Origin of the sequence: Mesorhizobium sp. M0189 (genome assembly GCF_040322135.1) — a bacterium.
Classification (GTDB): Bacteria; Pseudomonadota; Alphaproteobacteria; order Rhizobiales; family Rhizobiaceae; genus Mesorhizobium.
Window position 1 is genome coordinate 39,605 of sequence record NZ_JAMYSW010000006.1, and the last position, 14,478, is coordinate 54,082.

Consider the following 14,478-nt stretch of genomic DNA (forward strand, 5'->3'; position numbering starts at 1 on the left):
GGTACGAGCCGCGATGCACATCCTCACCACCACATCCGCCTCGCTCGACGATCTCGCCGAGCCTGTCGATCTCAGGCAAACGCCTGCGGATGTCGTGGCGCTGTCCTTCACCGACAGCGACCTCGCCGGGCTGGCGGCGGCGTGGAAGGCAGATGCGGACCGCCTGCCGTCGATGCGGCTCGCCGCCTTGCGCGACCTGCGCCACCCGATGTCCGTCGACCTCTGGATCGACAGCGTCGCCCGCCACGCCAAGATCGTCCTGGTCCGCATCCTCGGCGGTTACGACTGGTGGCGCTACGGCTGCGACCAGCTTGCCGTTGTCGCGCGAAATCGCGGTATTAAGCTGGCGCTCCTACCGGGCGAGAGCCACGACGAGGATTTGCGGCTGATCGAAGGCTCGACGCTGCCGCGCCAGGAACTTGATGGTCTGCTCGACTATTTCCGCGAAGGTGGCCCGGCGAATATGACGGCGCTGGTGCAGAGGTTGGCAAGTCTCGCCGGATCGGGTGCGGCGGTCGCTGAACCTGTCAGCGTGCCAAAGGCGGGATTTTACGAGCCGGGACGCGGCGTTATAGAAAGAATGGACTTATCAAGCGTCGGCATTCCTTCGCGCCCCCCTCTGTCCTGCCGGACATCTCCCCCACAAGGGGGGAGATCGGCTGTCACTGACCGTCTCGCGACTTCTGCAACATCGAACATTGACGAAGGCGACGATGACCAGGCGATCTCCCCCCTTGTGGGGGAGATGTCCGGCAGGACAGAGGGGGGCGCGACGGAACGCAGCCTAAACCTACCGTCCGCCGAACCCGCCCCCATCATCCCCATCCTGTTCTACCGCTCGATGCTGCTCGCCGCCGATGTCGCGCCCATCGATGCGCTTGTCGAGGCGCTCGGGCAGCGTGGCATAGCGCCGGTCCCCATCTTCGTCTCCAGCCTCAAGGACGCGGCATCGCTCGCCTTTGTCGAACCCGCGTTTGCCGCGCTGAACCCTGCCGCCATCATCACCGCCACAGCTTTCGCCTCGGGCGCCGAACCCGGCGTCGAGACGCTGTTCGACCGCGCCGGAGTGCCGGTGTTCCAGGTCGTCGTCGCGACCACCCGCCGCGACATCTGGCGGAACAACCAGCGCGGCCTGGCGCCCGCCGACCTTGCCATGCATGTCGTCCTGCCCGAGCTCGACGGCCGCATCCTGGCCGGCGCCATTTCCTTCAAGAGCGAAAGCGAGATCGATCCGGCATTGGCCTTCCGCGCCTTCGCCAACCGGCCAGAGCCTGACCGCGTGGCGCAGGTCGCGAACCGTATCGAGGCCTTCGTGCGTCTGCAGCGGACGCCGCGTGCGGAGCGCAAGCTCGCCATCCTGATCCCCGACTATCCGAGCGCGCCCGGCCGCACCGGCTATGCCGTCGGTCTCGACGTGCCGTCCAGCGTGCTGGCGATGCTGCACGACCTGAGCGAACAGGGCTACGCCGTTGAAGGGATTCCGCAAACGCCGCGTCAGTTGCTGGAGGTGCTGGAGCCAGCCGACCAGGGACTGGCTTTGCAGGATTATCTGACCTTCTCGAAGGAATTGCCGCCGGCGGCCATCGCTGCGGTGGAGGCCGCATGGGGGAATACGGATGATGAGACAGGTTCGCGCGAGGCACCCCCCTCTGTGCTGCCGGACATCTCCCCTTCAAGGGGGGAGATTGCGCTGTTGTCTCTGCTTTCGCCAACTACCAAGGGCGTTAAGGGAGAGCCGGCAGCCGAACTGCCAATCTCCCCCCTTGAAGGGGAGATGTCCGGCAGGGCAGAGGGGGGTGTCCAAGCGCCCACCACCGCAAAATTCCCCTTCCGCGCCGCCACCTTCGGCAATATCACCGTAGCCCTCGCCCCTGATCGCGGGCGCTCAGCCGACCGCCGCGCCGACTATCACGACCCGACACTGCCGCCGCGCCATGCACTGATCGCCTTTGGCTTGTGGCTGCGTAAGTCGCTCGGCATCCATGCAATTATCCATGTCGGCGCCCACGGCACGCTGGAGTGGCTGCCCGGCAAGACCGTGGCGCTCAGCGAAAACTGCTTTCCCGAAATCGTCACCGGCCCCCTGCCCGTCATTTATCCTTTCATCGTCTCCAACCCCGGCGAGGCAGCACAAGCCAAGCGACGCATTGCCGCCGTCACGCTTGGCCATCTGCCGCCGCCGCTGACCGGCGCCGGGCTGGACGAAGAGCAGCATAAACTCGAGCGACTGGTTGACGAATATGCCCAGGCCGACGGGCTCGACCGCCGCCGCCGCGACCGCCTGGCGAAGCTGATCGTCGAGACTGCGGAAAAGACCGGCCTCGCCTCAGAGGCCGGCGTCGCCAGGACCGACGCAGCCGACGAAGCCTTGCGCCGCATCGACGCCTGGCTCTGCGATCTCAAGGATTTCGCCATCAAGGACGGCCTGCATATCTACGGTCGCTCGCCTGAGGGCGAAACCGATCCTTTGCGCGAGCAGAGTGCGGCAGCCGAGAAAGTAGCACTCATCGCGGCCCTCGACGGCCGCCATGTCGCCGCCGGTCCGGCCGGTGCACCGGCGCGTGGCCGGCGCGATGTGCTGCCCACCGGCCGCAATTTGTTTACCGCCGACCCACGCACCATGCCGACGCCGACCGCCTATGATCTGGGCAAGGTGGCAGCGGAAGAAGTCGTCCGCAGCTACATGCAATCGCATGGCGACTGGCCGCGCTCGCTGGTCATCGACCTCTGGGGCTCGGCCTCGCTGCGCACCGGCGGTGAGGAGATCGCGCAAGGCCTGGCGCTGATGGGCTGCCGGCCGCAATGGGATTCCGCCACCGGCCGCATCACCGGCATCGAGGTGCTGCCGCCGGCAACGCTCGGCCGCCCGCGCGTCGACGTCACCTGGCGCATATCCGGCCTGTTCCGCGACATGTTCCCAACCCAGATCGCGCTGATCGATGCCGCCGCCAACGCCGTCGCGACCCGCGACGAGGACGATTCGGAAAACCCGCTGGCGGCGAGAACCCGTGCAGACGGCAAGATCAGCCCGCGCATATTCGGCACCTCGCCCGGCACTTACGGCGCCGGCATCGAGGACTTGCTATCAAGCGGCGACTGGGCCGCGCGCGAAGAGATCGGCCGCGCCTATCTCGCCGCCACCTCGCATGCCTATGGCGGCGCCGAGGGCGAAGGCATTTCGGCGCCCGGCGCTTTTGAGGGCCGCATCGCTGAGGCCGACCTTCTGGTTCATACCGGCGACGATCCCGGCCGCGACATCCTCGAAGGCTCGGCCGACGTCGCCTTTATCGGCGGCTTTTCGGCAGCGCTTGCCGCGCTCGGCAAAAACGCTGACGTGATCGTGCTCGACACCACGGATCCGCAAAAGCCCAAGCCACGCTCGGTTGGGGACGCCGTATCCCGCGTCGTACGGGCACGCGCCGTCAATCCGCGCTTCATTGCCGGCCAGATGCGCCACGGGCCGCGCGGCGCCTCGGAATTCGCCGAGACGGTCGACCGGCTTGTCGGCTTTGCCGAGACCACTCATGCCATATCTGGCGCGCTGATCGAGGCCGTGCACGACGCCTATCTCGGCGACCCCGTTGTCCGCGCCTTCATCCTGCGCGAGAACCCGTCGGCGGCGAAGGTCATGGCCGAACGTTTCATGTCGGCACGACGGCGCGGTCTGTGGCATCCGCTGCGCAATTCGATCGATGACGATCTCGCCGCACTGATTGCCGAAGCCCAGGCGCTTGGGGTGGCGGCATGAACGCTTTCTCCCGACGCAGCGCCTGCCCTGCTTTGTCGGCACCGATGCAAACCGGCGACGGGCTGCTGGTGCGGCTCAATCCGGTCGCTGGAGGACTGTTGCCGAAGTCGTTGATCGGACTCTGCGAATCCGCCCTGCGCCACGGCAACGGCATTATGGAAGTGACCGCCCGCGGCAGCTTGCAGATACGCGGCCTGACGCCCGAAAGCGCCCGGCTGCTGGCGATGGAGGTCGATGCGCTGGGTGTTGCCGTTCGCACCGGCGTGCCGGTCGAGACTGGTCCGCTGGCCGGGCTCGACCCGCAGGAAATCGCCGATCCGCGCCCGCTAGCGGAGCGGATTCGGGCGGCAATCGAGGACGCCGGCGTCACGCAGCGTCTTGGCCCGAAGGTCTCGGTGATTGTCGACGGTGGCGGACAGCTGACCTTGGATGCAGTGACGGCCGATGCCAGGCTGGCTGCGGTGCGGACCGATGCGGGGACGCAATGGCAGGTGGCTATCGCCGGCGGCGGTCAGACTGCGACGCTACTCGTCATGGCCGAGGAAGATGCGGCCTGCGACATCGCCGTTGCGATCCTAAGGATGGTTGCCGAAAAGGGGCGCGATGCCCATGCGCGGGATTTGACAGAAAGACAGCTGAGATCTCTGGCAAATTGGCGATCCTTCGCGCCCCCCTCTGTCCTGCCGGACATCTCCCCCACTTGGGGGGAGATTGCGCCCTCATCTCAGCTTTCGCCAATCGATAAGCATGCTAAGAGTGAGCCACCGGCGAAGCTGCCGATCTCCCCCCAAGTGGGGGAGATGTCCGGCAGGACAGAGGGGGGCGCGAAGGATCGCCGGCCCATCGGAGTTTTCGACTTGGCTGCAGCCGGAACCGCCCTCGGCATCGGCCTACCCTTCGGCAGCATGCCGGCGAACCAGATCATCGCTCTCGCGCAGAGCGCGCTGGCCCTTGGCGCCACCGAAATCCGCCTGGCGCCGGGCCGCGCGCTGGTTTTCCTCGGCCTCGCGCCAGCGGCCTGCCCGCCGCTCCACCAAGCCGCCGCAACCCTCGGCTTCGTCACCGACGCCGCCGACCCGCGCACCAGGATCGCCGCTTGCCCGGGTGCTCCCGCCTGTGCCTCCGGCCGCATCGCGACGCGCGAAATCGCCGAGACCATCGCCGTGGAAAACCGCGACATCTTCGATTCTTCCTTGACGCTGCACATCTCCGGCTGCGCCAAGGGCTGCGCCCATCCCGGTCCGGCGGCGCTGACATTGGTCGGTAGCGAAAACGGAGCCGGACTTGTCGTGGACGGGACGGCTAAGATGTTTCCTGCCGGATACAGGCCGGGCAATGACGCCTCGCGCGGCATCGGCGGCATTGCAGCGGCAATCCGCAGAAAACGACTTCGAGGCCAGACTGCCGCCGCCTGCCTTGCAAGGCTTGGCACGGCCGGCGTCGTCAAAGCTTACCGACAGGAATGAGCATGCCCGCCCAGAACCCCATCACCTACGACTATATTCATGATGGCACAGCGATCTATGAGCGCTCCTTCGCCATCATCCGCGCCGAGGCCGACCTGTCGCGCTTTTCCGAAGCCGAGGCCGACGTCGCTATCCGCATGATCCATGCATGCGGCCAGGTCGAGGCTGCGCGGCATTTCGTTTTCTCACGCGATTTCGTCGCCGCTGCGCGCACAGCGTTGAGCGCCGGCGCGCCGATCTTCTGCGACGCACAGATGGTCTCGCATGGCGTCACGCGCGCGCGGCTGCCGGCCGGCAACGAAGTGATCTGCACGCTGCGCGATCCGCGGACCGCCGACATCGCGAGAAAAATCGGCAACACCCGCTCGGCCGCGGCGATCGATTTGTGGGGCGAGCGCATGGCCGGTTCGGTCGTCGCCATCGGCAATGCGCCGACCGCCCTGTTTTATCTGCTGGAAAAGCTGCGCGATGGTGCGCCGAAGCCGGCGGCGATCATCGGTATGCCGGTCGGGTTTGTCGGTGCCGCCGAATCGAAGGATGCGCTGGCCGAAAATTCCTATGGCGTGCCTTACGCCATCGTGCGCGGCCGGCTGGGCGGCAGCGCCATGACCGCCGCCGCACTCAACGCACTGGCGAGGCCGGGCCTATGAATGCGATCGCAAGAGGTCGGCTGGTCGGCGTTGGCACCGGTCCTGGCGACCCAGAACTCTTGACGCTGAAGGCAGTGCGCGCGCTGGCGGAGGCCGATGTCGTTGCGCATTTCGCCAAGCGCGGCAACAACAGCAACGCGCGTGCCATCGTCGGAACCCATTTTCGCCCTGATTTGATAGAGTTGCCGCTGCTCTATCCGGTGACCACCGTGATCGACAAGGATCATGGCGACTACCGCTCGCAGATCACGGATTTCTACGAGCAGTCGGCCGAAAAGGTTGCCGAGCATCTCAGCGCCGGCAGGATGGTTGTGGTGCTCTCGGAAGGCGACCCGCTTTTCTACGGCTCCTACATGCATCTGCATGTCAGGCTGGCGCATCGCTTTCCGACCGAAGTCATTCCCGGCGTCACCGCCATGTCCGGCTGCTGGTCGGCGACCGGCCTACCGATCGTCCAGGGCGACGACGTGCTGACGGTGCTGCCGGGCACCATGAGCGAATTCGAGCTGACGCGCCGCCTCGCCGACACCGATGCCGCCGTAATCATGAAGGTCGGCCGCAACTTGCCCAAGATCAGGCGTGCGCTGGAGGCGACCGACAAGCTGCCGCGGGCCATCTATGTCGAGCGCGGCACCATGCCGGGCGGCGTCTCGATGCGGCTTGCCGACAAAAAGGACGACCAGGCGCCTTATTTCGCCATCGTGCTGGTCGCCGGCTGGTCGGGGCGGCCAAGCGCATTGGGAGCCGAAGCATGAGCGGCCGCCTGACCGTCATCGGCCTGGGGCCTGGCAACGCCGACCAGGTGACGCCGGAAGCGAACCGGGCCGTCGCCGAGGCGAAATTCTTCTACGGCTACAAGCCTTATCTTGACCGGCTTGATCTGCGTCCCGACCAGATTCGCGTCGCTTCCGACAATCGCGAGGAGCTAGCGCGCTCCAGGGACGCGCTGCTGAAGGCTGCGGAAGGCCACAATGTCGCGGTCGTATCGGGCGGCGATCCCGGCGTCTTCGCCATGGCGGCGGCCGTCTGCGAGGCGATCGAGGCGGGGCCGGTCGAGTGGCGCGCGGTCGACATCGCCATCGTGCCTGGCATCACCGCCATGCTCGCCGTCGCCGCCCGCATCGGCGCGCCGCTCGGCCATGATTTCTGCGCCATCTCGCTGTCAGACAATCTGAAGCCGTGGGATTTGATCGAGCTGCGCCTGCTGGCCGCGGCCGGCGCCGGCTTCGTCATCGCGCTCTACAATCCGATCAGCAAGGCGCGCCCCTGGCAACTCGGCCGCGCCTTCGAATGCCTTGCCGCGATCCTGCCGGGCACCACGCCGGTGATCTTCGGTCGCGCCGCCGGCCGTCCCGACGAGCGCATCGAAGTTTTCTTGCTGGCGGAAGCCGATGCGCAAAATGCCGACATGGCCACCTGCATCATCATCGGTTCACCGGAAACCCGGATCATCAAGCGCGGTGAAAAACCAGCGCTGGTCTACACGCCGCGGTCGGCAGCGGGCCCAAGAACATGACCGACCAGAAAATGATCGACCATCGCGGCAAGAGATTCGACCGTCTCAGCCGACGTGACGTCCGGCAACGCCGGCCTGCGGATCATGACCACCTCGATGCCGAGCGCCCGCGCTGCGGCGATCTTGCCGTAGGTCGCTTCGCCGCCGCTGTTTTTGGAAACGACGACATCGATGCGGTGCTCTTGAAGCAGCGAGTGTTCGTCCGGCTCCTGGAACGGCCCGCGCGCCAAGAGATAGGTCGCGTCGGGCACAGTAAGTCTTGGTTCGACCGGATCGACGCTACGGATGAGATAGTGGTGCTGGGGTGCAGCCTCGAAGGCAGTGATCTCCTGCCGTCCGAGCGCCAGGAACACGCGGCGCTGCGCCGATCCCAGCGCCGTCACCGAGCTGGTAACACCGTCGACCAGCGTCCACTGGTCACCTTCGGCAGGCTCCCAGCCTGGGCGCTTGAGCGCAACGATCGGCACGCCGGATCGGCGCGCTGCTTCCGCCGCATTGGCGGAGATCTGCGCCGCATAGGGATGCGTGGCGTCGATCAGCAGGTCGACGTCCGTCTCGTGGAGATACAACGCCAGCCCGTCGACGCCACCAAAGCCGCCAACCCGCACCGGCACGCCTTGCGCGGCCGGGTTTTCAGTGCGGCCGGCCAGCGACAGCGTAATCGCGAGATCGGAGCGCACCGAGAGTATTCCGGCCACCTGCCGGGCTTCGGTGGTTCCGCCGAGGATCAGAATGCGGTGGGTCATCATGCCTGCTGAAGGTCCGCGCGCCGCCGTGCTCACTCCAAAATGGCTCACGATCATCGGCATCGGCGAGGACGGTGTAGCGGGTCTCGGCGACGAGGCCAAGCAGTTGATCGCGGGTGCCGAATTCGTTTTCGGCGGCAAGCGCCACCTGGCCCTCGTCGCATCGCTCGCCAAAGGTGAAGCGCGCGCCTGGCCGACGCCTTTCGATGCCGAAATGCGCGACGTGCTGGCGCTCTCCGGCAGACGCGTCTGCGTGCTGGCCTCCGGCGATCCCTTCTACCACGGTGTCGGCGTCACCCTCGCCCGCAAGGTCGCGGCGGAGGATATGCGGGTGATCCCCGCGCCCTCGGCCTTCTCGCTGGCCGCCTCACGCTTGGGCTGGGCGCTACAGGACGTCGAGACCATTTCGCTGCATGGCCGCCCGCTCGACCTGATCCGGCCGTTGCTGCATCCTTGCACCCGCATTCTGGCGCTGACCTCGGATAGCGATGCACCGGAAGCGATTGCCCGTCTCATGACCGAACTCGGCTTCGGCGCCTCGCGGTTGACGGTTCTGGAGGCGCTGGGTGGGCAGAACGAAAGGCTGCGCTCGGCGAACGCCGGCGCTTTCGACCTCGAAAAGATCAACCCACTCAACGTGCTCGCAATCGAAGTTGATTCGACCCCGCAATCACGCGTCCTGCCGCTGACATCGGGCCTTGCCGATCATTTGTTCGAGCACGACGGCCAGATCACCAAGCGCGAAGTGCGCGCCGTCACCCTGTCCGCTCTCGCGCCAAGGCGCGGCGAACTGCTGTGGGACATTGGCGCCGGCTCCGGCTCCATCGGCGTCGAATGGATGCTCGCGCATCCCTCCATGCGCGCCATCGCCGTCGAAGGCGATCCGGCCCGCGCCGCGCGCATCCGACACAACGCCGCGGCCTGCGGCGTTCCCGGTCTCGCCGTCGTTGAAGGTTCGGCACCGCAAGCTCTTGCCGGACTGGAAACGCCGGCGGCGATCTTCATCGGCGGCGGCGGCAGCGATGCCGGCGTGCTGGAAAGAGCCATCGATGCCTTACCCGCCGGCGGCCGCCTCGTCGCCAACGCGGTGACGCTGGAGATGGAGGCACTGCTGCTTTCCCGTCACGCTGCGCTCGGCGGCGAGCTCACCCGCATCGCCATATCCCGTGCTTCGCCGGTCGGTTCGATGCAGGCTTGGCGGCCGGCTATGCCGGTCACCCAATGGAGCTGGGTGAAGCCATGATGGTCGCGGGCATCGGCAGCCGCAAAGGCGTCAGCGCACGCGACGTGCTTGCTGCGGTAGAAACCGCGCTGGAGGCGCACGGGCTTGCCCTGCCCGCGCTTTCGGCGCTCGCGACCGCGTCTCTCAAGCAGGATGAAGCGGCAATCTTCGCCGCCGGACGCGAACTCCGCCTTCCGGTGATCGTTGTCGAGCAGGACGAACTCAAAGCTGCATCTACAACCAGCCACTCCAACCTATCACAGGAGCACGCCGGCACGCCGTCGGTTTCCGAAGCCTCCGCGCTTGCCGCCGCCGGCAAAGGCGCAAAACTGCTCGGACCACGCACCGTGCTCGGTGCTGTCACCTGCGCCATCGCCATCAGCGGAGATGCGGTATGACCGTCCATTTCATCGGCGCCGGCCCGGGTGCCGCCGATCTGATCACCTTGCGCGGGAGCCGTCTGCTCGGCAGTTGTCCCGTCTGCCTCTATGCCGGATCGATCGTCGCGCCGGAGCTGTTGCAGCACTGCGCGCCCGGAACGATGTTGATCGACACCGCGCCGATGTCACTCGACGAGATCGAGGCCGAATATCTGGCAGCCCACGCGGCCGGCCATGATGTCACCCGCCTCCATTCTGGCGACCTTTCCGTGTGGAGCGCCGTTGCCGAGCAGATCCGCCGGCTGGAAAAGCACGGCATCCCTTACACGCTGACGCCGGGCGTGCCGTCTTTTGCCGCCGCGGCCGCCGCGCTGCGCCGCGAGCTGACCATTCCGGAAGTCGCGCAAAGCCTGGTGCTGACCCGCATCTCCGGCCGCGCCTCGAAAATGCCGCCCGGAGAAACACTGGCCGGCTTCGGCCGCACCGGCGCCACGCTCGCCATCCACCTCGCCATCCACGCTGTCGACCGCGTCGTCGCCGAGCTGACGCCCTACTACGGCGCCGACTGCCCAGTCGCGGTCGTCTTCCGCGCCTCCTGGCCGGACGAGCGGGTGTTGACCGGCACGCTGGCGACCATTGAGGCGCAGCTAGGCGCGGATCCGATGGAACGCACGGCGATCATCTTCGTCGGCCGCTCGCTGGCGGCGGAAGATTTTAGTGAAAGTTCACTTTACGACGCCCACTACCAGCGGCGTTTTCGCGGACGAGACGGATCGTGAGCGGCAGCAATAGAAACACTACTGTCGAGCAGGCGCTCACCCGGCTGAACTTCAAGCCGCGCCAGCTGGAGCCCGGACATGTCTGGCTGGCCGGCGCCGGCCCTGGCGATCCCGGCTGCCTGACGCTGGAAGTGCTGGCCGCCCTCGGACAGTGCGACGCGCTGGTTTATGACGCGCTGGTCTCGCCCGAAGTCGTCGCCGTCGCCGAGGGCGCGGAACTGTTCTATGCCGGCAAGCGCGGTGGCAAACCATCGATGAAGCAGGACGACATCACCGCTCTGCTGGTCCGGCTGGCGCGCGAGGGCCGGCGCGTCGTCAGGCTGAAGGGCGGCGACCCCTATATTTTCGGGCGTGGCGGCGAAGAGGCGCTGGCGCTGGCCGGGGAAACCATCCCGTTCCACATCCTGCCTGGCCTGACGTCCGGCCTCAGCGCGCTGGCCGCCACCGGCATTCCCGGCACCATGCGCGGCATCAACAAGGCGCTGATCCTGGCGACCGGTCACGCCGCCGGCACCGATGACGATCTCGACTGGGCGGCCATCGCCCGTACCGGCCAGCCGGTGGTCATCTATATGGGCATGGCCAATCTGCCGCTGATCGCCGCCTCGCTGCTTGAGGGCGGGCTGGCGCCTTCGACGCCCGCCGCGGTAATTGTCGCTGCGACGACACCGCAGGAACGGATCGTCGTCGCCACGCTCGCCACCATTGCGGAAGAGGCAGCGGCCGCCGGTCTGACCTCGCCGGCGCTGATCGTCGTTGGCGGCATCGTCGCGATGCGCGCGGCATTGGCGGGTGAGTCATGACCCGCGCCATCATCATCGGCGCGCCGCGCTCGGGCTCGGGCAAGACCAGCGTCACCATCGGCATTCTGCGCGCGCTCGCCCGGCGCGGCCTGAAGGTGCGCGGCGCCAAATCCGGCCCGGACTATATCGATCCCGGCTTCCACGCCGCAGCCACCGGCCTGTCCGGCGTCAATCTCGACAGTTGGGCAATGCCGCCTGCCCTGCTCAACGCGCTGGCTGGTGAAGCGAACGAGGATGCCGAATTTATCTTTCTCGAAAGCGCCATGGGCCTGTTCGACGGGATTCCGGCTGCTCCAGGACGGTCCGGCTCGGCTGCCGACCTTGCCCGGCTCTACGGCCTGCCGGTGCTGCTGGTGCTCGACGTTTCCGGCCAGTCGACCACGGCAGCGGCCGTCGCCAAGGGTTTTGCCACCTACGATCCGGATGTGCGCATGGCGGGGGTCGTGCTCAACCGGCTCGGCAGCGAGCGCCACCGCCGGCTATGCGGCGATGCCATCGAGGCACTCGGGCTGCCTGTCGTCGGCGCTATCTTGCGCGATCCCTCGCTCAACCTGCCCGAGCGCCATCTCGGCCTCGTCCAGGCCGGCGAATATGAGAATCTGATGGCGCACCTCGACCGGCTGGCCGACATGGTCGAGCGCTCGCTCGACCTCGACGCCATCATGGCGCTGGCGGCGCCATTCACGCCCGCGCCGGGCAATTTCGGCGACGCGCTGCCGCCCCCCGGCCAGCGCATTGCACTTGCCGAGGACGCCGCCTTCAGCTTCCTCTATCCGCATGTCGCCATGCATTGGCGCAAGGCCGGCGCCGAGATTATTCCCTTCTCGCCACTCGCCGACGAAGCACCAGGCGACAATTGCGATGTCTGTTGGCTGCCCGGCGGCTATCCCGAGCTTCACGCCGGTCGCCTCGCCGCCGCGGCGAATTTCAGAGCCGGCATGGCGCGGTTCGCCGCTACGCGGCCGGTGCATGGTGAGTGCGGCGGCTTCATGGTGCTCGGCGAGGCGCTCGAGGACGCGTCGGGCGAGACGCATCGAATGCTTAGCCTGCTCGGTCATTCGACCAGCTTCGCCAAGCGCAAGATGAATCTCGGCTACCGCGAGGCGCGGCTGCGTTCCGGGTGCCCGCTCGGCAGCCACGGCACGCTGATCCGCGGCCATGAATTCCACTACGCGCAGATGGTTGCGACCGGCAATGACGAACCGTTGGCCGACCTTGCCGACGGACAAGGCAATCCGCTTGGTGCGTCGGGCTACCAGCGCGGCAATGTCAGCGGCACCTTCTTCCACGCCATTGCGAGGGGCGAGAGCATGATCCCGAAAAGTGGTAGCCGGTTTTCGGAATAGATCATGCTCAAACTCCAGATCCCCTCGCAACGGCAGCTGCTCGACGACATCGCGCTTTGCCTCGTCTTCTTTACCCGGCTGCCGCTGCCGAGAGCCGACTTCCGTGGCCGCAGCCTTGCCGCTGCGATCTGGGCTGCACCCGTTGCCGGTCTCGCCGTCGCTCTGGCCGGTGCCCTGGTCTACGCCGTCGGCACGAGGCTAGGCCTAGCCGAGAGCCCTGCTGCAGCGTTGACCCTTGCCGCGATCCTGCTCGCCACCGGCTGCCTGCATGAAGACGGGCTTTCGGATGTCGCCGACGGCTTTGGCGGCGGCAAGACGCGCGACAGGAAACTGGAGATCATGCGCGACAGCCGCATCGGTGCCTACGGCGCCTGCGCACTCAGCATCTCGCTGCTGATCCGCTGGAGCGTGCTCTCTGGATTCGCCGGCCCGGCCCCTGTCTTCTGGGCTCTCATTGCCGCGCATGCCGCCTCGCGCGGCCTGCTCGGCGCCTTCATGCACCTTTTGCCGCCGGCTCGCAGCGACGGCCTCTCGGCCGAAGCAGGCTTGGTTACGACTGAGACCGCTGGCATCGGTGCCGTACTCGGTGCGGTCGCGCTGCTGGCGCTTGGGTTCGGCGCTGCTATCTTCGCGCTCATCCTGCTTGCGCTTTTGTTTGCCGCCTTCCGCGCGCTGTGCCTCAACCAGATCGGTGGCCAGACCGGCGATACGGTCGGCGCGCTGCAGCAGTTGGGCGAAATCACGATCCTGCTTGTCGCTTCCGTTTCCTTATCATGACTCGCTTTCGGAGAAATCTTTCCTATGTCATTCAAATCGCTTGGTGAACTGCGCGCGGCCTGCCTCGATCTGCCTGCCGGCAGCGACACCGCGGCGGCGGCCGTCGCCCGCCGTCAGGATACGCTGACCAAGCCGCAGGGCAGCCTCGGCCGGTTGGAAACCATAGCCGCCTGGCTGGCGCGCTGGCAGGGTCGCGACATGCCGAAGCTTGATCGCGTGAAAGTCTTCGTCTTTGCCGGCAACCATGGCGTCACCGCGCAGGGCGTGTCGGCCTTCCCGTCGGAGGTCACCGTGCAGATGGTGGCTAACTTCGCCGGCGGCGGTGCTGCCATCAACCAGCTTGCCCGCATCGCCGGCGCCGAGCTCGACGTCATCCCGCTCGAGCTCGACCACCCGACCGGCGACTTCACGCAACAACCGGCGATGGACGAAGAAACCTTCCTCGCCGCCGTTTCGGCCGGCTACGGCGCGGTGACCAAGGATATCGACCTCGTCTGCTTCGGCGAGATGGGCATCGGCAACACCACGCCGGCGGCTGCCATTTCAACCGCCCTGTTCGGCGGCGGCGCGGAAAAATGGACCGGGCGCGGCACCGGCGTCGACGATGCCGGCCTGAAGCGCAAGGTCACCGCCATCGAAGCGGGCCTGAAGCGCCACGCAGACGCCCTCGGCGACCCCCTGAGGATCGCCGCAACCCTTGGCGGGCGCGAACTCGCCGCCATCTTCGGCGCGACGCTGGCCGCACGCCGCAACAATGTGCCGGTGCTGCTCGACGGCTTCGTCTGCACCGCCGCCGCCGCACCGCTGGCCAGACTGCACCCCACCGGCCTCGCCCACACCATCGCCGCGCACGTCTCAGCCGAATCCGGCCATCGTCGTCTATTGGAGACGCTCGGCCTGCCGCCGCTGCTCGATCTCGGCATGCGGCTCGGCGAAGGCTCCGGCGCCTGCCTCGCCGTCAACATCGTCCGCTCGGCGCTGGAATGTCATGCGCGCATGGCAAGTTTTGCCGAGGCTGGGGTTTCGGAGAAGTAACCGCTCGCAA

Annotated in this window: 13 protein-coding genes; 12 read left to right on the plus strand and 1 reads right to left on the minus strand. The window is 66.9% G+C overall.

Annotation, left to right across the window (positions count from 1 at the left end; translation table 11 throughout):
* Nucleotides 1–13 precede the first annotated feature (13 nt).
* From NKJ09_RS13510 to NKJ09_RS13530, 5 genes are read left to right on the plus strand one after another with little or no spacing between them, the layout of a single operon-like run.
* Nucleotides 14–3,748, plus strand: a complete 3,735-nt coding sequence (locus NKJ09_RS13510) for a cobaltochelatase subunit CobN (RefSeq protein WP_352496384.1) — start codon at nucleotides 14–16, stop codon at nucleotides 3,746–3,748.
* Nucleotides 3,745–5,214 (plus strand): precorrin-3B synthase, encoded by a 1,470-nt coding sequence (gene cobG / locus NKJ09_RS13515; RefSeq protein WP_352496383.1) that lies wholly within the window; start codon nucleotides 3,745–3,747, stop codon nucleotides 5,212–5,214. The genes NKJ09_RS13510 and cobG overlap by 4 nt, the downstream gene beginning before the upstream one ends.
* Nucleotides 5,211–5,864, plus strand: a complete 654-nt coding sequence (locus NKJ09_RS13520; protein WP_156948158.1) for a precorrin-8X methylmutase — start codon at nucleotides 5,211–5,213, stop codon at nucleotides 5,862–5,864. Before cobG ends, NKJ09_RS13520 begins: the two co-directional genes overlap by 4 nt.
* Nucleotides 5,861–6,619, plus strand: a complete 759-nt coding sequence (locus tag NKJ09_RS13525) for a precorrin-2 C(20)-methyltransferase (RefSeq protein WP_352762882.1) — start codon at nucleotides 5,861–5,863, stop codon at nucleotides 6,617–6,619. Before NKJ09_RS13520 ends, NKJ09_RS13525 begins: the two co-directional genes overlap by 4 nt.
* Nucleotides 6,616–7,380, plus strand: coding sequence for a precorrin-3B C(17)-methyltransferase (locus tag NKJ09_RS13530; RefSeq protein ID WP_023720758.1), 765 nt, complete (start codon nucleotides 6,616–6,618; stop codon nucleotides 7,378–7,380). The genes NKJ09_RS13525 and NKJ09_RS13530 overlap by 4 nt, the downstream gene beginning before the upstream one ends.
* On the opposite strand, the gene NKJ09_RS13535 is transcribed toward NKJ09_RS13530, so the two are convergent.
* A complete protein-coding gene (locus tag NKJ09_RS13535) occupies nucleotides 7,344–8,126 on the minus strand; it encodes a cobalt-precorrin-6A reductase (RefSeq protein ID WP_023720759.1) in 783 nt (260 codons plus the stop codon). The genes NKJ09_RS13530 and NKJ09_RS13535 overlap by 37 nt on opposite strands.
* A gap of 1 nt (nucleotide 8,127) precedes the next feature.
* Here NKJ09_RS13535 and cbiE point away from each other — a divergent pair, with 1 nt between their 5' ends.
* From cbiE to cobT, 7 genes are read left to right on the plus strand one after another with little or no spacing between them, the layout of a single operon-like run.
* Entirely contained in the window at nucleotides 8,128–9,369 is a 1,242-nt protein-coding gene (gene cbiE, locus NKJ09_RS13540) for a precorrin-6y C5,15-methyltransferase (decarboxylating) subunit CbiE (RefSeq protein WP_352496382.1), read from the plus strand.
* Nucleotides 9,366–9,746, plus strand: coding sequence for a cobalamin biosynthesis protein (locus tag NKJ09_RS13545; RefSeq protein ID WP_023720761.1), 381 nt, complete (start codon nucleotides 9,366–9,368; stop codon nucleotides 9,744–9,746). The genes cbiE and NKJ09_RS13545 overlap by 4 nt, the downstream gene beginning before the upstream one ends.
* Nucleotides 9,743–10,507, plus strand: coding sequence for a precorrin-4 C(11)-methyltransferase (gene cobM / locus NKJ09_RS13550; protein WP_352496381.1), 765 nt, complete (start codon nucleotides 9,743–9,745; stop codon nucleotides 10,505–10,507). Before NKJ09_RS13545 ends, cobM begins: the two co-directional genes overlap by 4 nt.
* The gene (cobA, locus tag NKJ09_RS13555; protein WP_352496380.1) at nucleotides 10,504–11,310 is read left to right on the plus strand and encodes a uroporphyrinogen-III C-methyltransferase; all 807 of its coding nucleotides are present in this window, start codon (nucleotides 10,504–10,506) and stop codon (nucleotides 11,308–11,310) included. Before cobM ends, cobA begins: the two co-directional genes overlap by 4 nt.
* Nucleotides 11,307–12,656, plus strand: coding sequence for a cobyrinic acid a,c-diamide synthase CobB (locus NKJ09_RS13560; protein ID WP_352496379.1), 1,350 nt, complete (start codon nucleotides 11,307–11,309; stop codon nucleotides 12,654–12,656). Before cobA ends, NKJ09_RS13560 begins: the two co-directional genes overlap by 4 nt.
* A 3-nt stretch (nucleotides 12,657–12,659) precedes the next feature.
* Entirely contained in the window at nucleotides 12,660–13,433 is a 774-nt protein-coding gene (cobS, locus tag NKJ09_RS13565; protein WP_352496378.1) for an adenosylcobinamide-GDP ribazoletransferase, read from the plus strand.
* Nucleotides 13,434–13,457: 24 nt separating this feature from the next.
* Nucleotides 13,458–14,468, plus strand: a complete 1,011-nt coding sequence (cobT, locus tag NKJ09_RS13570) for a nicotinate-nucleotide--dimethylbenzimidazole phosphoribosyltransferase (protein WP_352496377.1) — start codon at nucleotides 13,458–13,460, stop codon at nucleotides 14,466–14,468.
* Nucleotides 14,469–14,478: the final 10 nt, after the last annotated feature.

Bases quoted from the DNA above. Each gene is read 5' to 3' on its own strand.
- NKJ09_RS13510 (WP_352496384.1), top strand. From the start codon at position 14: ATGCACATCCTCACCACCACATCCGCCTCGCTCGACGATCTCGCCGAG.
- cobG (WP_352496383.1), top strand. From the start codon at position 3,745: ATGAACGCTTTCTCCCGACGCAGCGCCTGCCCTGCTTTGTCGGCACCG.
- NKJ09_RS13520 (WP_156948158.1), top strand. From the start codon at position 5,211: ATGAGCATGCCCGCCCAGAACCCCATCACCTACGACTATATTCATGAT.
- NKJ09_RS13525 (WP_352762882.1), top strand. From the start codon at position 5,861: ATGAATGCGATCGCAAGAGGTCGGCTGGTCGGCGTTGGCACCGGTCCT.
- NKJ09_RS13530 (WP_023720758.1), top strand. From the start codon at position 6,616: ATGAGCGGCCGCCTGACCGTCATCGGCCTGGGGCCTGGCAACGCCGAC.
- NKJ09_RS13535 (WP_023720759.1), bottom strand. From the start codon at position 8,126: ATGACCCACCGCATTCTGATCCTCGGCGGAACCACCGAAGCCCGGCAG.
- cbiE (WP_352496382.1), top strand. From the start codon at position 8,128: ATGCCTGCTGAAGGTCCGCGCGCCGCCGTGCTCACTCCAAAATGGCTC.
- NKJ09_RS13545 (WP_023720761.1), top strand. From the start codon at position 9,366: ATGATGGTCGCGGGCATCGGCAGCCGCAAAGGCGTCAGCGCACGCGAC.
- cobM (WP_352496381.1), top strand. From the start codon at position 9,743: ATGACCGTCCATTTCATCGGCGCCGGCCCGGGTGCCGCCGATCTGATC.
- NKJ09_RS13560 (WP_352496379.1), top strand. From the start codon at position 11,307: ATGACCCGCGCCATCATCATCGGCGCGCCGCGCTCGGGCTCGGGCAAG.
- cobS (WP_352496378.1), top strand. From the start codon at position 12,660: ATGCTCAAACTCCAGATCCCCTCGCAACGGCAGCTGCTCGACGACATC.
- cobT (WP_352496377.1), top strand. From the start codon at position 13,458: ATGTCATTCAAATCGCTTGGTGAACTGCGCGCGGCCTGCCTCGATCTG.